Origin of the sequence: Niabella agricola (genome assembly GCF_021538615.1) — a bacterium.
In the GTDB taxonomy this organism is placed as follows: domain Bacteria; phylum Bacteroidota; class Bacteroidia; order Chitinophagales; family Chitinophagaceae; genus Niabella; species Niabella agricola.
In genome coordinates, this window is record NZ_JAJHIZ010000003.1 from 3,871,181 (window position 1) to 3,890,003 (window position 18,823).

Sequence of the window (18,823 nt, forward strand, 5' to 3'; positions counted from 1 at the left end):
CCCGTTATTGCCACCATTTCTATAGCTGCAACTATTCTTCTTTCCGGTGTGCATCTTCACCGTTATAAATATTTTCCAGCCGGTGCTCTTCGGCCGATTTTGCCACCACCGGATCCTGGTGCAGATTCTGAATGGAATCCTTGTTCTCCACTTCTACATGCTCTACCCAAACTGCATACTGACTGGGATAAATATTCATGCCGTTATGAATGGCATATACCCGGGTAAAAACGGCCCCCACATAAAGAATAATAGCCGAGTAATACACCCAGAGTAAAATAATAATTACAGAACCGGCAGCGCCATAAGCAGATGACATTTTGTTGTGTCCCAGGTAATAGCTGATCAGGAATTTACCTCCCATAAAAAGCAGGGTGGTAGCAAAGGCACCGGCTCTTACCGCGCGCCATTTTATTTTTGCGTCTGGCAGCACTTTAAAGATCATACCGAACAAAATGGAGGTGATCAAAAAGGTAATGGCCAGGTTGGAGACATAAGCGATCACCCGTTGCGAATCCGGAATGATTCGTGTAAGCTGGTTGGTGAGCAGTTCCATCAGTCCGTTAATCATTAAAGACACCAGCAGCAGGAAGCCCAGCGTAACCACAACTGAAAAGGACATTAAGCGATCCAGCAGTAACTTTAACCAGCCTTTTCCTTTTTTAGGACGGGCCTTCAACCGCCAGATCATATTGATGGAGTCCTGGATCTCAGCAAAAACGCCCGTGGCTCCAAAAACGAGCGTAAGGATACCGATCACCTTTGCAAAAGTTTTATTGGGAAAACGTGCTGCGTTGTCAATGGTTTGCCAGATCTGGTCGGCGTAAGCAGTACCGATAAAACCTTCGATCTGCTTATGCAGACTGTTTTTAACATCGGCATGGGCACTGTGGTTTAACAGGGCATCTGCAAAAAAGCTATCGCCGATCCAGATGATCACGATCAGCAATCCCGGAAGCGAAAAAATAGTATAATAGGCCAGGGCCGCGCTGAGTTTAAAAATGCGGTTGGTAAAGGTCTCTTCAAGGGTTTGTTTGAGGATCGTCCATGTCCGTTTTAATGCCATTCATTACAATTTTTTGTTGTTCAAATGTCTGTCGGCATCTCTGATATTCTTTTTTTCAAAATTTTTTTCCAGGGCCTTTGTCAGGTCAGTTCCCGTCTGGTTGGCCAGGCAGATCAGTACCCACAATACATCGGCCATTTCATCGGCCATCAACTCGCGGGCATTTTCTTCATCTTCCGGCTTCCGGTAGGATTGGTCGCCGTAAATGCGGGCCATGTGCCGGGAAAGTTCGCCCATTTCCTCAGTAAGAATGGCCATATTGGTGAGCTCACTAAAATAACGAACGCCTACTGTTTTGATCCAGTGGTCTACAATGCGCTGGGCTTCATTTATTGTCATATACACTTTATGATTTATTCTTTATTTTTTGAGTCGATGATAATGGTAACCGGACCGTCATTTATCAACTGCACTTTCATGTCGGCCCCAAAAACACCGGTTTTTATTTCCTGCTCCATGTCCTGTTCCAACTGCCGGATCATTTTTTTATAAAGAGGAATGGCCACATCCGGTTTACTGGCTTTGATATAAGACGGCCGGTTCCCCTTTTTTGTTGAAGCGTGCAAAGTGAACTGACTTACCAGCAGTAATGCGCCGTTTACCTCTTTTACGCTTCGGTTCATAACACCGTTTTCATCATTAAAGATCCGCAGCTGGGTTATTTTCTGACTTAGCCAGCGAATATCTTCTTCTGTATCTGCATCTTCAATGCCCAAGAAAATCAATATTCCTTTTTCAATGGCTGAAAAAATAGTGCCATCAATCACAACACGGGCTTCGGATACACGTTGAATTACGATTTTCATATTTGCTTTCTTCTTCAAAAATAGCGATACAAAGAGGAATCCCGGGCAATTTGCAAAAAGGGATATAAATTTTAAGCAGGGTAACCGGTTGCTGTGCCGTTGATCTTCCTGGCAATACACTGCGGGCTGCATGGCAACGGTCGGTGCCGGGTAATTAAAGCAGGATCGGGTAGGTTCAGAATTATGAAGTAGTTTTATGCGCAATATGAATTCGGAAATTGATGTTTCAAAAGAACTGTTGTTTCAAACAACCCGTAGTGGCGGCAAGGGCGGGCAAAATGTAAACAAAGTAGAAACGGCGGTGATCGCCTCGTTTCAGATAAAAAGCTCAGCCTTGCTTTCTGATGCTCAAAAGGCCGTGCTGATGGAAAAACTAAGCAATCGCATTCAGTCGGAAGGATACTTGCAGGTAAAATCACAGCAGTACCGTACCCAACTGGAGAATAAGGCCGATGCCATTCAAAAGATTAACCTGCTGATCGCTGCTGCACTTCATAAAAAGAAGGCAAGGATCGCCACAAAGATCTCAAAAGCGGCTGTGGCGCGGCGGATCGATAAAAAGAAGAGAAAGGGCGAAATCAAATCTGGTCGCCGCAGCATACGACGCGATGACTGGTAGCGGGTTCCGGTTCCTGCTTGTAGCAAAAAAAACAGAAGATGCAGGCCAGGAACATCCGTTTGAATGCTGCATTTCTTTAAAAGGGTATCAAATACTCAGCGCTTCAGTGCCTCAGAGGCGCTGAAGCTTATTTCGTGGGTGTGGGTTGCGGTCGCATTCCCGCAGGAAGCATAAAAGTTTCAGTGTTCCAGTGCTTCAGTGGCGCGATTCCGTACGTCAAGGCTTCAATTGATCTTCTTTTTCATGCCCGCCACCTCCTGCTGAAGATCGGCCACAATGTTTACCAGCTGACCCACGTTCCAGCTCTGCATCGTATTCGTTTTCGAAATGATAAACTGGGCTTCCCACATCTCCACGACATCCTCCGAACTGATCGAATAAGGCTGAAACGTGGGGTTATCACTCAGCAGCATTATTTTATTTTTGGTTTTACCGTTCTTTTGAATGCGTTTATAAACGATGCCGTCGTTCTTGGATACCACAATACAGGCAGTATTGTTTTTTACATGATCCATGGCTTCTACCTTTTCACCCACGATGATCGACCCGCTGGGCGTTGGCAGCATCGAATCTCCTGAAATTTCAAAAGCCCGGTAATTGCCACCGGTAACCATGGGAAGCGTAAACGTGTTCAGTTCATCAATAAATTCATGATCGGCATAGCCATTCAGGTAACCCGCAGCCGCCTTTACAGGAACAAAAGGGATCTTGGCCGCAGTGTCGGAGAGTTTCAGCGCGCGTCTTTTGGCCAGGTAATTATCAGTATTTTCACTCAGATCCTTTCTCAAAATTTCGTCAAGTGTTAGCTTAAACAGGTCACAAACGGTTTCCAGTACTTCCAGTCTCGGCTCGGCCCGCCCTTCCTCATAAGCTCCCAGCAGGGAACGTTTGATATGTAATTTGCTGGCAAACTCATCCTGTGTTAACCCTCTGAGCTTTCTCAGGTATTTCAGATTTTTGTTGGCAACTGACATAACTAATAATTTTAGTGCAAAATACTAAATATTTTGACAATGTGGAAAAGTTTTTTTTCCCGGAACCGGTTCCGAAATTACTTTTTTTTCCGGCGTTGCCGTTATCTTTGAGTGTACACACATGTTAATCTGTTATCATCAAATACCTTATGTTCCTTTTGCCGATCATCATCATTGCCATTGCTACCGGGCTGCTTGTTTTCCTGCTGCTAAGCCGGAATGATAAGACGGTACATCAAAAACAACAGGTGGAAGCGGCGGGTGCCGAGCTGGCGGCAACCCGGGCGGCATATGAAAAGCTGGAAACCCGTTTATTTGAAATTATAGAGCATAAGATAGACCCAAAGTATACCCGTGAAATCAGGGAAGGAGAGGTAACCATTGGAATGCCGGCCGAATTTTTATTAATGGCCTGGGGCAATCCGTCTGAAATAAGAACACAGGAAGGAGAGGAGACCTGGGTTTATCCGCAGGAAAAAAATACAGCCGAACCAACCCGCTTTACGGAAGTGCTGCTGCTCGATAAAAAAGTGCGAAGCTGGAAAGACAACTGATATGGCAGGAACATTAAAAAATTATTATGAAACATTGGGCGTGCCGCGCTCTGCTACAGATGAGCAGATAAAAACCGCCTACCGGAAACTGATTCTTAAATTTCATCCCGATAAAAATGTAGGGGATGTTTATTTCGAAGACTGGTCAAAAAAGATCATCGAGGCATTTGAAGTACTAAGTGATCCGCAGTTGCGTGAAGAATACAACCAGGTTTACGATGAACACCGGCATGCTGCGAAAACGAATTTCCAGGGAACCGCTGTCCGGCAGGAACCGGCCACTGCCCGTGAACAGGAAGATACGGCGCCGGAAGCTCCGGTTCCAAAAGCAGCACCGGAAACAGAAGCGCAGCCCCGGGAGGAAGATCCACATATAGCGACGCTGGAACTCATCCGGGCCGAGTTGCCTGGTTATATTACAGCGAAGCAGCAGTATCTAAAAGCAGAAAAAGCATACCAGCAATTGGCGGCTGCCCCGGGGAAAAAGCAAAGTTACCGGCTGCCGCTCATTATTCTTTGTATAGCCATCATTGCTGCATCAGTAATATGGCTCACTCAAATGCCCGCAACTGAAAAAGTGGCTGCCGTTCCGGAAGGCACTGTAGCCGATATCTCCGGGAAGTTTATCGTAGCCGCTGACCGGGCTTACTTCTATAAGGACCCCCAAAACCTGGTGCGAACCGATGAATATTTGACCAGGGGCAACAAGATTCAGGTTTCAAAACGGTACAGGAACTTTTATTATGCTGTTTTTCAAAGTATTGCAAATCCTGAATACAAACTTAAGGGTTGGATAAAAGAGCAAGACCTTCAGCCGTATGGCGATTAGTTCTTATATATTTTGAGCCGTTGAAGAAGGATTACCAAAAAACCGGTAATTTTTCTAAAAACTCCGGGCAAAACTGGGAAAATCTGGAAAAAAAAATCATATTTGCCTGAGGAGAGGAAGCTCTGCCGCGTGTTTACCTATCAAGAAAATATCTTTTGAGCCTGGCAAATCGCATGATCTAAATCACAACGTTATTTACGAACCATTTTGATGTCGGGCATGCTGCATCCGTATTATAAACTTCCATTGGAGCTGGAAAAAATAGTGAGCAAAAAAGATGTAAAAAAATGCTCTCTAAAAGAATCCATTGCGCATCATTTACACCTGATGCTGACCACCGCATTCGGCGAACTGCAAAGCGACGCGCAGTTTGGAAACGAGCTGTGGGACGAGGATTTTGATAATGTGTCTTACCGGAACAAACAGAAAGAAAAAATATTGCTTTCACTTGGCAAAACGATCGCCCGTTTTGAAAAAAGGATCGAAAAAGTGAAGATCGAAATGCGGGTGCAGCAGGAAGAACGCACCAGTCACTCCGATCCTGGAATGAAAAGAAAGCTCGAATTTACCATTACCGCCGTGATATCGGCCACCAACGAACCTATTACTTACCGGGACGGCTTTTTTATCAGTCCGCTGGCATATAACTAAACATACACAATGAATGAAAGCAGGGAACATATCCGAAACAGGATGTTGCAAAACGCAGCAAAGATCTGGGGATACCCCGAAACCGAAGAAGCCTCCAATTTTGACCCGCTGGTGGGTTTGTTGCTGTCAGTAAATGCGGCGGAACTGGAGCGGCTTTCGAACGAGATCTATCATTCCCGGAACCGGGTCATGGATCGCATTGTACAGCTGCTGGCGCCGGATGTTTTAACCGGTCCGCGGCTGGCCTCCGCTGTTTTAAATGCAAACAGCCTGGAAGATGTTGCTACCTTATCGGTAAAAGAACAATTCTATACTACCCAGCATATACGGCAACATAGCGGCGAAGCGCCCAAAAGCACGGATATCTACTTTACGCCTACCGACGCATTTGTGATCAACAAATCGCGCGTACGGTATGCTGCCACGGGAAACAAAATGTACCGCTACCCCGGAGGGGTTACCAAGGAACTGATGGGGCTGGCGGAAGCGCAGCAATGGTTGCCGCCCTCTACGCTCTGGATCGCTCTGGATCATAAGGAACTCGATCTGAACCATACCCAATTTTACTTCCAGTATCGCAGTGAGGTGAACAAAGCGGTGTTCTTTAATCAACTGAAAGTTGCTTACTGGCAGATTGGTGAACACCAGCTACATACACAAAAAGGATATAATGTGCAAGCCAACAGGAATCCTGATTGGTATGCGGCGCAGCTGATCCAGCAGGAAGCGAGTGCCACTTCCCGGTATATCAAACTGGTAAACGAATTATATGAGGAGGCTTTTGTAAGTATTAAGGATCCGGCCACCCAACAATATGCTGCAGCCCAAAAGGAGTTACCCGGGGAGCTAAAGGCGGTGTTTAGCCAGACACTTCAGGCTATTCATGAGCCCTTATGCTGGATCCGGATCACCTTCCCTGAAAATATCACCAGTTCCATGCTGGAAGATGTAAGCGTATTTGCAAACTGTTTTCCCGTGGTTAACCGCAAATTACATGAGATCACATACCGGATTCAGGAAATGATCAATGTGATTCCCCTGCTGACGGATACCGATCAGTTTTACGACCTGGCAGAGATTACCGATGAAGCCGGGCGTTTGCTGCACACCCGGCAAAATTCGGAAGAGGCCCATCAGCAGCTTAATATTTTATTGCGTAATGGTGGTGCCGGCCGTTTTGATGAACGCGATGCTACAGTGGTGGTAGAAAACCTGGTACAACTGCTGCGGGATGAAAGTGCTGCTTTCTCCAAACTGGGTAAGGACCTGATTTCCCAGGAAGTAAAAAGCCTGCAGCAATCCATCGCAAAAATCGAACAGCTGGTGGGAAACACAAGCTCTAACCAGTCGGCCTATACGCCCTACCTGATGGTGCGCAATCCCCGGCAAACCAGCTCTAAGTTTTTATACATCCAGTATTGGAGCACCAACGGGTACCTGGCGAATGGCCTGCGGCCCGGCACCCGGCTGCACCCGTATAAAACCGGATCGGTAAACCATGCTTCTGTCTTTTTACTTACCAACACGCAAAATGGCAAGAACCGGTTGAGCCAGTCGGATGCTGTGGTGGCATACAAATATGCCCTTCTGTCTAAAGACCGCATCATGAGCCGGAACGATATCGCCTTGTACTGCCGCCATTTCCTGGGAGCGGCGGTAGACGGTGTAACGGTAGACAAGGGATTTATGATCTCTGCTGAAACTACAAAAGGCTTTATGAAAACCATTGATGTAACCATTACCGTACAGCGGAAAGCCTTTATTGAAGCCCAGGAGAAGGGAGAAATAGCTCAGTGGGAAAAAGAGCTGGCCCTGCAACTGGCCGAGCGTTCAATGGCATTTATCCCGTACCGGGTATTTATTAAAGAAACATCTGGTATCTAATATGAACAAAGCAGATAGCATACGGTACCTGTCAGAATGGTTACAGCAGCGTGATGCGGATGTAAAAGCCGAAGTGTTGCTGAACCATGCGCTGGAAAACGGCTTTCCGGAACAGGGATATGTCATCCATAACAACGGCTATTTTTACCGGGAATTTGTGAAAGACATCTATCGCACGAATGTGATCGAGGACGATTGGTACCGGACCTTCCTGGAGATTGGCTTATCCCGCCCCGGTTTTTACGATATGCTTCCGGAAGCATTATTTCATCAACCCGAAACCAATGAATTCCGGCTGCAGGCAGGAGTGGCTGAAATGATTGACCGGTATAAAAAGAATCTTACAAAAGAACAGGAGATCCGCAAGTTTTTTCAGCCTTTTGAAAATGAATTTTTTTACCAGCAGCGGATGCTGGAGAAAGAAGAAGTGAGTTTGCTGGATATTTTAAAAAGCCAGATCCTTACCAAGTACTTCCTGGATTTTTGGGGATTGCCGGCCTCTTTTAAAATACACGAAGCGGCTTCATTTTTGCTGTTGCTGCCCTATGCACACCAGATCAGCGGCAACCTCCCCATTATGGAATCCTGTTTAAAAGCGCTGCTGCATGAACCGGTGCAGATCCTTCGCAAGGAACCGCAGATGATCCGCGTGGCAGAAAATGAGGGTTTGGGCAATGGGGCGGGGTTGGGAGCGCAACCGCTGGGTGATTATATGGTTTGCGGATCAGAATTTATGGAAGATTACCCCGTGCTGCTGTATAAGATCGGTCCACTGGAGAACGGCAAAGTCAGCGATTTTATTAACAACGAAGAAAAGGACCTGCTGATAAAGACCTTTAATGATTATTTTGCTCCGGTGGAAGCGGATATCGAAATTGAAATTCTTGTAACACAAAAAACGGAAGGGATGTCCTTTGACGAGGAGGCAGAAGTGATCCTGGGATATTCTTCCATTTTATAAACGGTTTATAAATTTAGGAACAACAGAGAGAAAGCAATGGAAAACTGGTTTTCACCATCATTAAAATCGGCGCTGCCCTACTTGGGGATCAGCTTTATCAGCATGTCGGTGATCATGGGGCTGATTGTTTCAAAAATCAGGGGCAGCTTTAAGCCGTTTACAAAACCTACCGTGTACTATATTTTACTGTATGCTGCAGGGTTTGCGGTCATCGGTTTGTTATCCTGGTTCCGGTTCCTGGAAAGCAATACCCAGCAATTCCTTTTTTTCCAGTTCTTTTTTTTATGGCTGGGCATCCTGCATGTGTATACCCTCAATACCCGGTTGAAATGGGTAAATGAAAAAACCCGGTGGGCCGAAGTCTTCCTCACACTGGCCATTCTGTTTATTGGGGGGCTTTGTTTTATGATGACGTACCGGCTGTTCCGCAAAGATTATATGGACCTGACCATGGCCACTGCTGCCGTGATCTTTTTTATCCCGCTGATCGTTTACTATACCTATAAACAGGCCGTTGCCATTCCTTTTAAGATCCTTAAACAATGGCATTATCCCGCCCATATAGAAATAGCGGAGGTGGATGAAAAAAAGCTCCGGAACCTGTTGGTGATCAGTTTCGAATTTCACAAAAAGGGTACTGATAAACATTTTACCAATTTCAGAGCCAAAGCACCTGTTGATATGGAGTTTGGCGAGCTTTTTTATTATTTTATCAACGACTATAATGAACGGCACCCAAGTGCCAGTATCGCTTATATCAATGATAAAGGGGCACCCTCCGGCTGGATCTTTTTCAAAAAGCCTAAATGGTACACCTTATTTACAAAGTATATTGATCCGGAGCGAACCATTTTTATCAATAAAATAAAAGAGAACGATATTATTATTTGTTCCAGGGTTTCCTGATAAAACATGAACATATGAACCGCATGCAAGAATATAAACCCGTTAACTGGGTAAATGGAATGAAGATCAATAAAAATCATTTTATTGCCCAACACAATGCCACCGTATTTCAGCAGGCGATGAGTAATACGGTATTCCTTAATGATCACAACTATGGCCTGTTGCCAATCAGCGCAGCCGCCGAACCTCCCCGGATATGGGTAAGCGTGGACAATATGCAGCACGTAAATGTGCGCATCCTGTCCTGTACCGCCATTACGAGGGGTGGGTACCTGATCCGGTTGAACACCGATTCTGCAGACAGCACCAGTCAGCTCAGCGCCCGGATCCCCGGCCTGAGCGTTCCTTTCAGTGAACTACAGGGCAAGTCCGATGCTTTTTATGTGATCCTTTCACTGGATCCTTATAACCCGCTGCCTTCAGGCGCCGCCAATCCCGAGGAACAGCCCATCCGGTTGCCGTTTACAGAGCCGGCCTTTACGGTGTCTCTGTTGCCGGTGGCTGATACTTCTCTCAATACGCTGGGCGCATTTCAGCTGCCCGTGGGGAAAGTGATCATCCGGGATCAATCCGTTTCCCTGGAGGAGGATTATCTTCCTCCCTGTACGGCTGTAAACAGCCATGAGAGCCTGATCCAGCATCATGCAGAAACAGAACAATTCTTCGGCCGGATGGAACTGAATGCACTGCAGATCCTGCAGAAGATCCTTCAAAAGAATCAGCAGAATGAGCTCATTGAACCGGTACGCAAATTGAGTGAACAGGTGTTATTTTATATTTCCCAGATTTATGGAGGATACCGGCATGATGCATTATATGGTTCACCCGTACACCTGGTGTCGGCTGTTTCGGGATTGGCGCGTACCATTAAGAATGCTATCGACATTTATGTAGGATCGGCAAAAGAAGAAATGATCAACTATTTTACGGAGTGGTGTAATGTAAACCAGGGTGCGCTGGAGGATGAGATCACCAGTATTACGAATTACCGGTACGATCACCTCAATATCCGCGAGGGTATCGATAAAAATATAAAGTTCTGTGCCCTCATCCTGCAACTGTTTACCAATCTTGCCGGACTGGATTATATCGGCAAGAAAAAAGAAACCGGAATTTTTGTAAAAGAAAAACTGATTGTTCCCGAAGAAGAAGTGCAGGCCAGAAAACGTGGTTTTTTTCTGGCAGACTGATCCATTTTATCCTTTACCAGCATTTTAAAACAGAAGAAACATGTCGCAGATCGTTATCAACGCAAAAGAGCGCCAACAGGCATTCTGGAAGTTCTTATTGTTATTTATACTGGCGGTGGGGTTGGTATTACTGGCCTTTTACTTTGATACGCTGGTGCCTACAAAAGACAACCGGGTCATGCGTCAGCAGTTGAATAATTTTAAATTACAGGAGGCTGCCCAGGATCGCTTTGTACAAACCATGGACGAGACCAAAGTGCTGATCGATTCACTCCGCAGACCCGGGTCGCAAAAGGCGTATCTGAACTCGCTGATCATGGAAAAGATCCGGACGCTGAACAACCTGCAGTATAAAGACAGTAGTATGTACTCCCGGTTAAATACCAATGTGATCGATGTATTTCAACGTTACCTGGAGGCAACTAACAAGATCACGGATATTGGAGATATGCCCACAGAAGTAGAAAAGCTGAAAGCAGACAATGCCCAGCTTAGCAGGGATCTTACCGAATGCCGGACCCAGATGAATAATTTATTGACCACGCCTCGTTAAGCGCGGTCTGCTCTTTGACTTAATTTTTTGCTACCCGCTTTGACTTATTTACGATCAGCCGGCCGGAAGCCACATAGCGTGCGGCCCAGTAGGGTTTGCGAAGGCTTTCAATGGTAACACCACGGGATGCAGAGTTTACAAAGCGGCCATTGCCCAGGTACAATCCAACATGGGTGATCGGGTTGCCGGGAATGGTCTTAAAAAAGATGAGATCTCCTTCTGCCAGCGACTCCCAACGCGCAAAACGCTCTACATTATCCGTAAAGTATTGCTGATAGGAAGTGCGGGGAATATAGATATCGTATACTTCAGCCAACAGGCGTTGCATCAGTGCCGAGCAGTCGATACCTCTTTTGCTGGTACCGCCCCACTGATAAGGAGTATTGAGCCATTCATCAATAAACCGGTAAAGCTTGAGGTTGTTGATACTGTCGGCGGGCACCTGTAAATACTGCGCATACTTGGTTTTTAGCAGCGAGTCGGACCGGGACAGGGTTCGTTTATTGGGCATGCTGACGGAAACCGCGGCGCTTGCGCTGTCTTTATGAGTAGTGTTGTTGATATACAGGGAAGTGCTGTAATCCGGGGTGGCCGGTTTTTTAAAAAGCGTGCAGGCCGGAAGGCTTAAAGTGATGATCAAGGCGCTGAATATTTTTCCTGGTAACATGTAGCAAAATTAAGTTTTAAACTAAAAACCATTTATAAAAAAACTATTGAAAATCGCAAAACCATCTTTATGCAGAAAAAACAATTTATGGTTTTTCGTTTGGATGATAATGTGATCATCACACTCCTGGCGGTATGCATCCTGGCCTCTCTGGCATTTGTGGTGCGGTTTAAAAATTATAAACCCTGCTCGGATTTTTCGATCAAAACCGTGGGCTCCAGCCTGCGGGTAGGTACCATCGTCCGGTTTGAAACGGATGTGCGCAATTTTAAACGGCTGCACTGGGATTTTGGCGATAACCAGCAGAGTGTTACCGAAGTGGCATCGGCCATGCATTCCTTTGATGCCCCGGGTAATTACACCATTATGCTGATAGCGGATGGCAAATGCTCGGAATACAAAACCATTACGGTTTATGAGGCCCCCGAAATCATTGATTCCACGCTGGTTGCAAAAGTGGTGATGCCCGCAACGGCCACGGTGGATGTTCCGGTGCTCTTTACCGATACATCTGCCAGGGCTACCGTTTGGGAGTGGAGGTTTGGCGAAACAGCCAATGTAGATGGAACCCTGAGAAACCAGTATTATACCTATAAAACACCCGGCTGGAAAACCATTTCTGTAGTAATTAACGGAAATATAAAAACGCCGCTGGTGCGAAAAATATTTGTAAATCCCAAAGCTGCTGCAGAATTGCCCAGGGCAACGGCCGGTGCGCCCGGGCCGGTCATTCGCCCCCGTGTAAATGACGACCCGCATACGGCGCCCCTGCCCGACCAGCTGAATCCGGCACCCCAGCAACAGCAGCAGCAACCCCAGGCGCCGGAGCCAACCGTAACGTACCCGGACGTGGCGGCGGCCGATTTTAACCAGATGCTCCGGAATTCTGCTGGCGGAAAACGGCCAATTTCCACCTTTAGTAAATATTTTTGTGATGGGAATCTGAACACAACCGTTATTCTGAACGGAAAAGCAACTACCTTTCAGCAGTTTTTCGAAAAAGTAGCGGCTGTAAAAAAAGGCGATAAACTGTCATTAACAACCACATTGTATAAAAGCAAGCAGAACAATTGTGTAAACAAAATTGATATAATCGGAAAAGTGAAAACGGGAATGCTGGGGATGTCCTGGAGAGATCTTTAACCATCAAATTAACAGACCAAAATGCAATTCTCAAAAACGCTCGAAAAAGCAATACATATAGCCAAAGCGATTGCCAAAGAAAACATGCATGGCAGCTACTCGTCCGCACATTTGCTGAAAGCCTTACTGCATAAGGACGTAGAGCTGGATCCGGTACTGGTACAGGCAGATATGGATGTGTATTACCTGGCAGACTGGGCCGATGTGCGCATTGAGGCGCTTCCCAGATCCACAGCACTTAAAGATGAGATTCCGGCAGCGGATGATGTTGCTGCTGTGCTGGACGACGCCGATCATATCCGCTTACAAACGGGCGCTGAAGAAATAGAGCCGGTTCATGTATTAGCTTCTATCAGCACTCCTGGGGTAGCTTTTTCCTTCGACCAGTTAAAAACATTCCCGGCGCAACGGCAGCAGCTGATTGCTCTGGCGTCTGTATCCGATGAAGGAGCCCGGCTGCTTAACGAGGTAAAAAATGCAACACAGGGCGCGGCCGCAGAGAATACGGGTGCCGGCAAACAAGCCCTGCAAAAATATGCGATCGACAAAACGCTGATGGCTGCAGAAGGGAAGCTGGATCCCATTATCGGCAGGGAACAGGAAATCCGGATGATGGCCGAAATCCTGAGCCGGCGTACCAAACCCAATGTATTGCTGATTGGCGAGCCGGGTGTGGGTAAAACCGCATTGGTGGATGGGTTTGCCATTGCCATCCGGGAAGGACAGGTACCTGCATTCCTGAAGAATGCCCGGGTGTTTGAGCTGAATAACGGAGCCATGGCCGCAGGCGCTTCCTACAAAGGAGAAACGGAGGAGCGGCTGAAGTCCGTGCTCAATGAAATCAAACAATTTGAAAAAGGCATCCTTTTTATTGATGAAATTCATGTATTGCTCGACAAGAACGGGCCTTTTGCCGGTGCTGCCAACCTGCTGAAACCCGAGCTCGCCAAGGGCGCCATTACGATCATCGGGGCCACCACTATTGATGAATACCGGAAGCATTTTGAACGGGATGAAGCTTTCGCGCGCCGGTTTGAAACCCTTACGGTTGAAGAACCCGGTCCGATAGCGGCTTTCCGGATGATGAAAACGGTAATGCCGCTTTACGAATCCCACCACAAGATCGCAGCACCGGATGAAACCCTGCATGAATCCATCCGACTGGCAAAACGGTATATCAAGGACCGGCGCCTTCCGGATGCGGCAATCGATCTTGCGGACCGCTCCATGGCGGCGCTGCGCCTGGTAAAAGATACGGGAGCCAGCCTGCTGGAAAGCCGTAAAACCGAATATGAAGCCCTGAAAAATAATGGCGAAACGCCAACGGAAATAACCGAGTATCAATGGCATTACCAGCAGTTAAAAAGCGGGATGAGCCCGGTGATCTGGAGCGCGGTGCCTACATCGGAAGATCCGATGCAAATGAAAACCCGGGAAGAAGTAATAAAATACCTGGATGCCGTTTATGAAACCTTGAAACCCCTGGTAGAGCAAGACCGTACAGAGCTGGATAAAAATGATGTAATTTCCATTGTTGCGGATAAAACCGGTATCCCGCTGGGTAAGATACAGGCTCAGGAAAAGGAACGGCTGCTAAATATCGAGGAGATCCTGCAGCAGCGGGTGGTAGGACAGGATCATGCAGTTAAGATCATCAGCGAATCTATTTTAGAATCCCGCTCAGGTCTGGGCAAACCCGGGCAACCCATCGGATGTTTTTTCTTTTTAGGGCCGACCGGTACCGGAAAAACGGAACTGGCAAAATCGCTGGCCGACTTCCTGTTCCAGGACGAAACCAACATCATCCGCTTCGATATGTCGGAGTTTAAAGAGGAACATTCCGCGGCCTTGTTATACGGTGCCCCTCCGGGATACGTAGGTTATGAAGAGGGCGGCCTGCTGGTAAACAAAATCCGGCAGCAACCCTATTCGGTGGTATTATTTGACGAGATCGAAAAAGCCCACCAATCGGTGTTCGATATCTTCCTGCAACTGATGGATGAAGGAAAGATTCATGACAAACTGGGTAAGGAGGGCGACTTCTCCAATTCCCTGGTGATCTTTACCTCCAATATTGGCAGTAAGCACGTGGTGGAGTCATTTAACAATACCCAGGCCCCGCCGGATCCGGTAAGTTTGCTCAATATTATGAGCAATCATTTCCGCCCGGAATTCCTGGGCCGTCTTACCGAAATTGTACCCTTTGCTCCGATGAAAGAACAGATGGTAGAACGGATCCTGGACATTCATCTGAAATCATTATACGCCGCACTCGAAAAGCAACAGGTGGGCATTGAAATTACTTCCGAGGCCAAAAAGAAGCTGGCGCTTATGGGTTTTACGCCCGAATATGGAGCCCGCCCGCTGCATGGTGTTATCCGGTCGCAGATCCGGAGACCGCTGTCGAAGAAAATCATTTCAGGGGAGCTGCAACCAGGGGGGAAAGCCCGGTTAAGGCTGGAGCAGGAAGAGCTGGTTTGGGAAAATGTGCCGGAATGAATGCCGGAGGTCGTTGAATCCTTAAATGCGATATCCAGAGATATCGCTATTTCAGGGTATATTTAATAATTATTTATTATAGGATTGTATATATTTTTTAGATTTGTTTTGAAATTTATTTTTATTTTTGGAAGAAGCTGACCTTGAAAAATAGAAATACGTCGAATGGGGTCTCAAAACCGACTTAAGATATTTTGAAAGGTGCTTGACGGAAAAGAATCAATTTTTTAGACCTGTAAAATTAATAGCTATGCCTTTAGAACCTTATGGTATTGGTGGTACGGAAGTAAAAACAGATGCGTTTGAAGCTTTTGCAGATATTCCCCAGAACCGTGTTTTATTAGCTGAAAAGCTGACCGATCTTCCGCCCGTTAAACCTGAAATTGTACAGGGGCTTACCAATATTGATGCGGTCTTTAATCATTTTGCACCAACAGTTTCAATGGACTTTGAGACCGAAGAAGGCGCTACTAAAAAGGAGGACCTGCATTTTAAAGGGCTGAGCGATTTTGGAGCCAGTGGTGTTACCAGCCAGAGCGCTTATTTAAGCGAACTGGATATGAAACGTCAGCAATACCAGAAAATTGTAAAGCAGTTAAAAACAAATAAATTGTTGAAACAGGCGTTGGCCGACCGGGATACCAAACAAAACCTGCTGGCAGCATTGCAGGTCTTGATCCAGGAACTGGATGGCTCTAAATAAAGATTTTCTTGACTTATTTTTTGAATAATATATGGCAACTGCTCAAAATAACCTGACCCCGGAAGAACAAGGCGTACAGAAAGAATATAAACAACCGGAGGCCCGGGAGCTCGGATCGCTTGATTCATACCTGCAGGCTCTGGCTCGGCTGGGAGGATTTGACCTGCTGGAATCTGCGATCGATAACGTGCAAAACCTGAATCCCGAACGCAAAGCGCGGAAAAAGATCTTCCTTGAAGAATCCTCGAAAAAAGCGGATCGTGCAGAACTGAAAAAAACACTGGAATGGTGGGTCGACGTATTGGGCAAGACAGACGACCTCAGCGAGATGGTGAACGACTGTGAGCAAAAGGCGGCATCTGCTGAAAATACATTAAAAGCAAATCTCCGTAAGGCCTTGGACCGTACCCAGGACCTGGAACGTTCGTACCGCTCCGTGGCTTTGTTTTATAAAAATACCGAAAGCCAGAAAGTAAAGAATGTATCCATTATGAACGCGGAGCTGGATCAGTTGAAAGATCTGGATAATACCCGTTTTATCGATTATGTTCAGGCTGAGTTGGTAAACAACTACGACCGGCTGGATCTTCGGAATAACTATGGCATCCTGGTATTGCCGGGTTACCTGGGATCAAACAAAGTGGTGGAAAAATGGGCCAAGATCGCGCATGAAAATAAAGTGATGCTGGTAACGGATTTTGAGAACCTCGATACGCCAGATGATGTGATGGAATTGTTTGAAGCCGCCAACCTTACTGGTGGCGATCCCTACCGCTCAAATGTGATCATGGCCTGTAACTGGCTGGTTGGCCGGGGCAAGGTGGATGTCGTGGGAGAAGAGGATCACCTGTATGTACCTCCATCCAGTTCCCTGGCAGGAAAGATCTATTACACATTAATGTCGCAGGTAACAGCCGGTAAGAAATACGGAAGTATGAACGAAGTGGACGGTGTAAAATTTGATCTGAAAAAGAGCGAGATCGCTTCACTGGAAAAACTGGGTCTGGTTCCCATGGCCAAAGAATATGGAAAAGTAATGGCTTTTTCTGCCAAAACACTTTTCAACGGTGACAATATCGGTTTGCAAACGTATTCCGTGGTTCGGGTCTTTGATTATGTGGCAAAGGTTATGATGGACTTCCTGAACAGGCGGGCATTCGAAAACTTCAATGCCAATACCCGTAAGGAGCTCAATTCCCAAATTGTAAAATTCCTGGATGGAATTACAGGTCCCAGCAAGCTCATTGAGAACTTTACCATTAAACGATTTGAACAGGACCCGGTTCAAAAAGACCGGATCCATTTAGATATACACTTAAAACCCTATTTTCCGGCTAAGACGTTCCTTATAAAGCTGGAGGGCCAGAAGGGAGATGACCCGGATGGTGTAGAATGGATGTCGAAATACGAACAGGAGGGAAAGTAAATCTGCGATTTTGAGGCGCTAACATAAGGAACAGTACCGGCATGCAACCAGCAATGCAGCGGCGGCGCGTTATTGTATGCCCTGAGCACGTTTTTTTTATTTATAGTTTTTATACTTTTTATTTTTTAACCTAAAATGTACAGTTATGTCATTTAAAGCACAATTAGAGGTTGCTGGCAAAAAGGTCAACATCCTCGACATGAACTATGCGCTGAACCAAGAAACCGACGCAACGGGTCGTCCGTCTTCGATCACCCGTGGTGGAAAAATCACCCTCACCGTTGAATCAACCGGTGAAACCAACTTCTTCGAATGGATGTGCAACAATTTCGAAAGAAAAGATGGTAAGATCGTGTTCACTAAAAGAGACTCAGATGCCACCATGAAAGAGCTCAACTTCAAGGAAGGCTATCTTGTGCAGTATCGGGAGAACTTTAATTCTACCAGTGATAATCCCATTACAGAAACATTTACCATTTCTGCGAAAGAAATTTCAATGGGTAATGCTTCTCATGTAAACCAATGGGCGGTTTAATACCGGCCCTGGATGCCTCAAGCTGGATCAGCTTTTATCTCTAATCGAATCATAACCCGGTCTGGCTAACGGATCGGGTTATTTAAACTGTTATCTATGTCATTTCTAGCAAAATTTACAGCCGATGGCGAGGAGCTTACGGTGCTTAATTGCCGTTTCCGGTTCTCGCAGGAAACCGACCGCACCAACCGGCCTACCTCTATTCCAATGGGCGGGGTTATTGATATTACCATTGAAAGTAACGGCAATACCAACCTGTTCGACTGGATGATCAGCTCCACACAAACAAAAAGCGGGGAAGTTGTATTCTACAGGCGGGATAGCATGAGCAAACTGAAAACACTAAAGTTCAGCGATGCGCATTGTATCGACTACCAGGAAGAATACAATCACAATGGAGAATACCCCATGCAGATTTCCATGCAGCTAAGTGCCAAGGAAATCAAACTAAACGATTCTACATACAAAAATAACTGGCCGGACGAAGTGTAACCAGGTATGAACCCCTTTATAAAAGTACCAGACTGAATAAATTTCAGCAGGCTTTTTTATATCCTCAGGATGTGGATCTGGTAATACATGCGCAAAAAGATCCGAGGGGAAGAAGTAAATAATCAATCCCACCAATAAGATGCCGGCCTGATGAAATGTAACGAATTTAATCCCTTTTATAAAGTACCGGATGAATGGTTTTCAGGCGGTACTTTTTTTATATCCTCCGGGTGTGATGCCAGCGCAGAAAATCCCGTAGGGATAAAATAATGCCAAGACAGCCTCAAGAAGATCAGCCCCTGAAGGATGATTAGAACCATTGCTACTGTTCCGGTTGGCCTCTACAGGCACAGCGTTGATTTGGA

General features: G+C 46.3%; 19 protein-coding genes and 1 pseudogene. 15 read left to right on the forward strand and 5 right to left on the reverse strand.

Annotation, left to right across the window (positions count from 1 at the left end; all coding sequences use genetic code 11):
* Positions 1-31: 31 nt before the first annotated feature.
* Genes LL912_RS21515 through dtd form a run of 3 tightly spaced genes read right to left on the reverse strand, consistent with a single transcriptional unit; the run spans position 32 to position 1,872 of the window.
* Positions 32-1,066 (reverse strand): YihY/virulence factor BrkB family protein, encoded by a 1,035-nt coding sequence (locus LL912_RS21515; protein WP_235555675.1) that lies wholly within the window; start codon positions 1,064-1,066, stop codon positions 32-34.
* Between the two features lie 3 nt (positions 1,067-1,069).
* Entirely contained in the window at positions 1,070-1,405 is a 336-nt protein-coding gene (locus LL912_RS21520) for a nucleotide pyrophosphohydrolase (RefSeq protein ID WP_235555676.1), read from the reverse strand.
* A gap of 14 nt (positions 1,406-1,419) precedes the next feature.
* Positions 1,420-1,872 carry a D-aminoacyl-tRNA deacylase gene (gene dtd, locus LL912_RS21525; RefSeq protein WP_235555677.1) on the reverse strand — a complete coding sequence of 151 codons (453 nt, stop codon included), beginning with the start codon at positions 1,870-1,872 and terminating at the stop codon, positions 1,420-1,422.
* A gap of 214 nt (positions 1,873-2,086) precedes the next feature.
* Between dtd and arfB the strand changes: the two are divergent.
* A pseudogene (gene arfB / locus LL912_RS21530) lies at positions 2,087-2,491 on the forward strand (alternative ribosome rescue aminoacyl-tRNA hydrolase ArfB); the annotation flags it as partial.
* A gap of 224 nt (positions 2,492-2,715) precedes the next feature.
* Here arfB and LL912_RS21535 read toward each other — a convergent pair.
* Positions 2,716-3,465: an XRE family transcriptional regulator gene (locus LL912_RS21535; RefSeq protein WP_235555679.1), complete on the reverse strand. Its 750-nt coding sequence runs from the start codon at positions 3,463-3,465 to the stop codon at positions 2,716-2,718.
* Positions 3,466-3,614: 149 nt separating this feature from the next.
* On the opposite strand from LL912_RS21535, the gene LL912_RS21540 reads away from it, so the two are divergent.
* From LL912_RS21540 to tssO, 8 genes are all read left to right on the forward strand, one after another.
* Positions 3,615-4,019: a hypothetical protein gene (locus LL912_RS21540; protein WP_235555680.1), complete on the forward strand. Its 405-nt coding sequence runs from the start codon at positions 3,615-3,617 to the stop codon at positions 4,017-4,019.
* Between the two features lies 1 nt (position 4,020).
* Positions 4,021-4,848, forward strand: coding sequence for a J domain-containing protein (locus LL912_RS26125; protein ID WP_319941337.1), 828 nt, complete (start codon positions 4,021-4,023; stop codon positions 4,846-4,848).
* A 264-nt stretch (positions 4,849-5,112) separates the two neighbouring features.
* Complete coding sequence (locus tag LL912_RS21550; protein ID WP_235555681.1) at positions 5,113-5,499, forward strand: GPW/gp25 family protein; 387 nt, start codon at positions 5,113-5,115, stop codon at positions 5,497-5,499.
* 9 nt (positions 5,500-5,508) lie between these two features.
* Positions 5,509-7,383, forward strand: coding sequence for a hypothetical protein (locus tag LL912_RS21555; protein WP_235555682.1), 1,875 nt, complete (start codon positions 5,509-5,511; stop codon positions 7,381-7,383).
* Position 7,384: 1 nt separating this feature from the next.
* Positions 7,385-8,344, forward strand: coding sequence for a hypothetical protein (locus LL912_RS21560; RefSeq protein WP_235555683.1), 960 nt, complete (start codon positions 7,385-7,387; stop codon positions 8,342-8,344).
* Positions 8,345-8,380: 36 nt separating this feature from the next.
* The gene (locus tag LL912_RS21565) at positions 8,381-9,250 is read left to right on the forward strand and encodes a TssN family type VI secretion system protein (RefSeq protein WP_235555684.1); all 870 of its coding nucleotides are present in this window, start codon (positions 8,381-8,383) and stop codon (positions 9,248-9,250) included.
* 14 nt (positions 9,251-9,264) lie between these two features.
* On the forward strand, positions 9,265-10,440 hold the full coding sequence (locus tag LL912_RS21570; RefSeq protein ID WP_235555685.1) for a hypothetical protein: 1,176 nt from the start codon (positions 9,265-9,267) through the stop codon (positions 10,438-10,440).
* A 40-nt stretch (positions 10,441-10,480) separates the two neighbouring features.
* Positions 10,481-10,993: a type VI secretion system TssO gene (gene tssO, locus LL912_RS21575; RefSeq protein WP_235555686.1), complete on the forward strand. Its 513-nt coding sequence runs from the start codon at positions 10,481-10,483 to the stop codon at positions 10,991-10,993.
* A gap of 19 nt (positions 10,994-11,012) precedes the next feature.
* Here tssO and LL912_RS21580 read toward each other — a convergent pair whose 3' ends face one another.
* The gene (locus LL912_RS21580; RefSeq protein ID WP_235555687.1) at positions 11,013-11,660 is read right to left on the reverse strand and encodes a C40 family peptidase; all 648 of its coding nucleotides are present in this window, start codon (positions 11,658-11,660) and stop codon (positions 11,013-11,015) included.
* A gap of 69 nt (positions 11,661-11,729) precedes the next feature.
* Here LL912_RS21580 and LL912_RS21585 point away from each other — a divergent pair, with 69 nt between their 5' ends.
* The 6 genes from LL912_RS21585 (at position 11,730) to tssD (LL912_RS21610) (ending at position 18,458) form a co-directional block, all read left to right on the forward strand.
* On the forward strand, positions 11,730-12,803 hold the full coding sequence (locus LL912_RS21585; protein WP_235555688.1) for a PKD domain-containing protein: 1,074 nt from the start codon (positions 11,730-11,732) through the stop codon (positions 12,801-12,803).
* A gap of 21 nt (positions 12,804-12,824) precedes the next feature.
* Complete coding sequence (locus tag LL912_RS21590; protein WP_235555689.1) at positions 12,825-15,302, forward strand: ATP-dependent Clp protease ATP-binding subunit; 2,478 nt, start codon at positions 12,825-12,827, stop codon at positions 15,300-15,302.
* A 250-nt stretch (positions 15,303-15,552) separates the two neighbouring features.
* A complete protein-coding gene (locus LL912_RS21595) occupies positions 15,553-16,005 on the forward strand; it encodes a hypothetical protein (protein ID WP_235555690.1) in 453 nt (150 codons plus the stop codon).
* 31 nt (positions 16,006-16,036) lie between these two features.
* Positions 16,037-17,431 carry a DUF5458 family protein gene (locus LL912_RS21600; RefSeq protein WP_235555691.1) on the forward strand — a complete coding sequence of 465 codons (1,395 nt, stop codon included), beginning with the start codon at positions 16,037-16,039 and terminating at the stop codon, positions 17,429-17,431.
* A 145-nt stretch (positions 17,432-17,576) separates the two neighbouring features.
* Positions 17,577-17,966: a type VI secretion system tube protein TssD gene (gene tssD, locus LL912_RS21605; protein WP_235555692.1), complete on the forward strand. Its 390-nt coding sequence runs from the start codon at positions 17,577-17,579 to the stop codon at positions 17,964-17,966.
* Between the two features lie 96 nt (positions 17,967-18,062).
* Positions 18,063-18,458, forward strand: a complete 396-nt coding sequence (gene tssD, locus LL912_RS21610) for a type VI secretion system tube protein TssD (protein WP_235555693.1) — start codon at positions 18,063-18,065, stop codon at positions 18,456-18,458.
* Positions 18,459-18,823 lie beyond the last annotated feature (365 nt).

Coding starts and splice junctions, on each gene's coding strand:
- dtd (WP_235555677.1), bottom strand. CDS start 1,872: ATGAAAATCGTAATTCAACGTGTATCCGAAGCCCGTGTTGTGATTGAT.
- LL912_RS21570 (WP_235555685.1), top strand. CDS start 9,265: ATGAACCGCATGCAAGAATATAAACCCGTTAACTGGGTAAATGGAATG.
- LL912_RS26125 (WP_319941337.1), top strand. CDS start 4,021: ATGGCAGGAACATTAAAAAATTATTATGAAACATTGGGCGTGCCGCGC.
- LL912_RS21515 (WP_235555675.1), bottom strand. CDS start 1,066: ATGGCATTAAAACGGACATGGACGATCCTCAAACAAACCCTTGAAGAG.
- LL912_RS21590 (WP_235555689.1), top strand. CDS start 12,825: ATGCAATTCTCAAAAACGCTCGAAAAAGCAATACATATAGCCAAAGCG.
- tssO (WP_235555686.1), top strand. CDS start 10,481: ATGTCGCAGATCGTTATCAACGCAAAAGAGCGCCAACAGGCATTCTGG.
- LL912_RS21560 (WP_235555683.1), top strand. CDS start 7,385: ATGAACAAAGCAGATAGCATACGGTACCTGTCAGAATGGTTACAGCAG.
- LL912_RS21580 (WP_235555687.1), bottom strand. CDS start 11,660: ATGTTACCAGGAAAAATATTCAGCGCCTTGATCATCACTTTAAGCCTT.
- LL912_RS21540 (WP_235555680.1), top strand. CDS start 3,615: ATGTTCCTTTTGCCGATCATCATCATTGCCATTGCTACCGGGCTGCTT.
- tssD (WP_235555693.1), top strand. CDS start 18,063: ATGTCATTTCTAGCAAAATTTACAGCCGATGGCGAGGAGCTTACGGTG.
- LL912_RS21585 (WP_235555688.1), top strand. CDS start 11,730: ATGCAGAAAAAACAATTTATGGTTTTTCGTTTGGATGATAATGTGATC.
- LL912_RS21520 (WP_235555676.1), bottom strand. CDS start 1,405: ATGACAATAAATGAAGCCCAGCGCATTGTAGACCACTGGATCAAAACA.
- LL912_RS21600 (WP_235555691.1), top strand. CDS start 16,037: ATGGCAACTGCTCAAAATAACCTGACCCCGGAAGAACAAGGCGTACAG.
- LL912_RS21535 (WP_235555679.1), bottom strand. CDS start 3,465: ATGTCAGTTGCCAACAAAAATCTGAAATACCTGAGAAAGCTCAGAGGG.
- tssD (WP_235555692.1), top strand. CDS start 17,577: ATGTCATTTAAAGCACAATTAGAGGTTGCTGGCAAAAAGGTCAACATC.
- LL912_RS21565 (WP_235555684.1), top strand. CDS start 8,381: ATGGAAAACTGGTTTTCACCATCATTAAAATCGGCGCTGCCCTACTTG.
- LL912_RS21595 (WP_235555690.1), top strand. CDS start 15,553: ATGCCTTTAGAACCTTATGGTATTGGTGGTACGGAAGTAAAAACAGAT.
- LL912_RS21555 (WP_235555682.1), top strand. CDS start 5,509: ATGAATGAAAGCAGGGAACATATCCGAAACAGGATGTTGCAAAACGCA.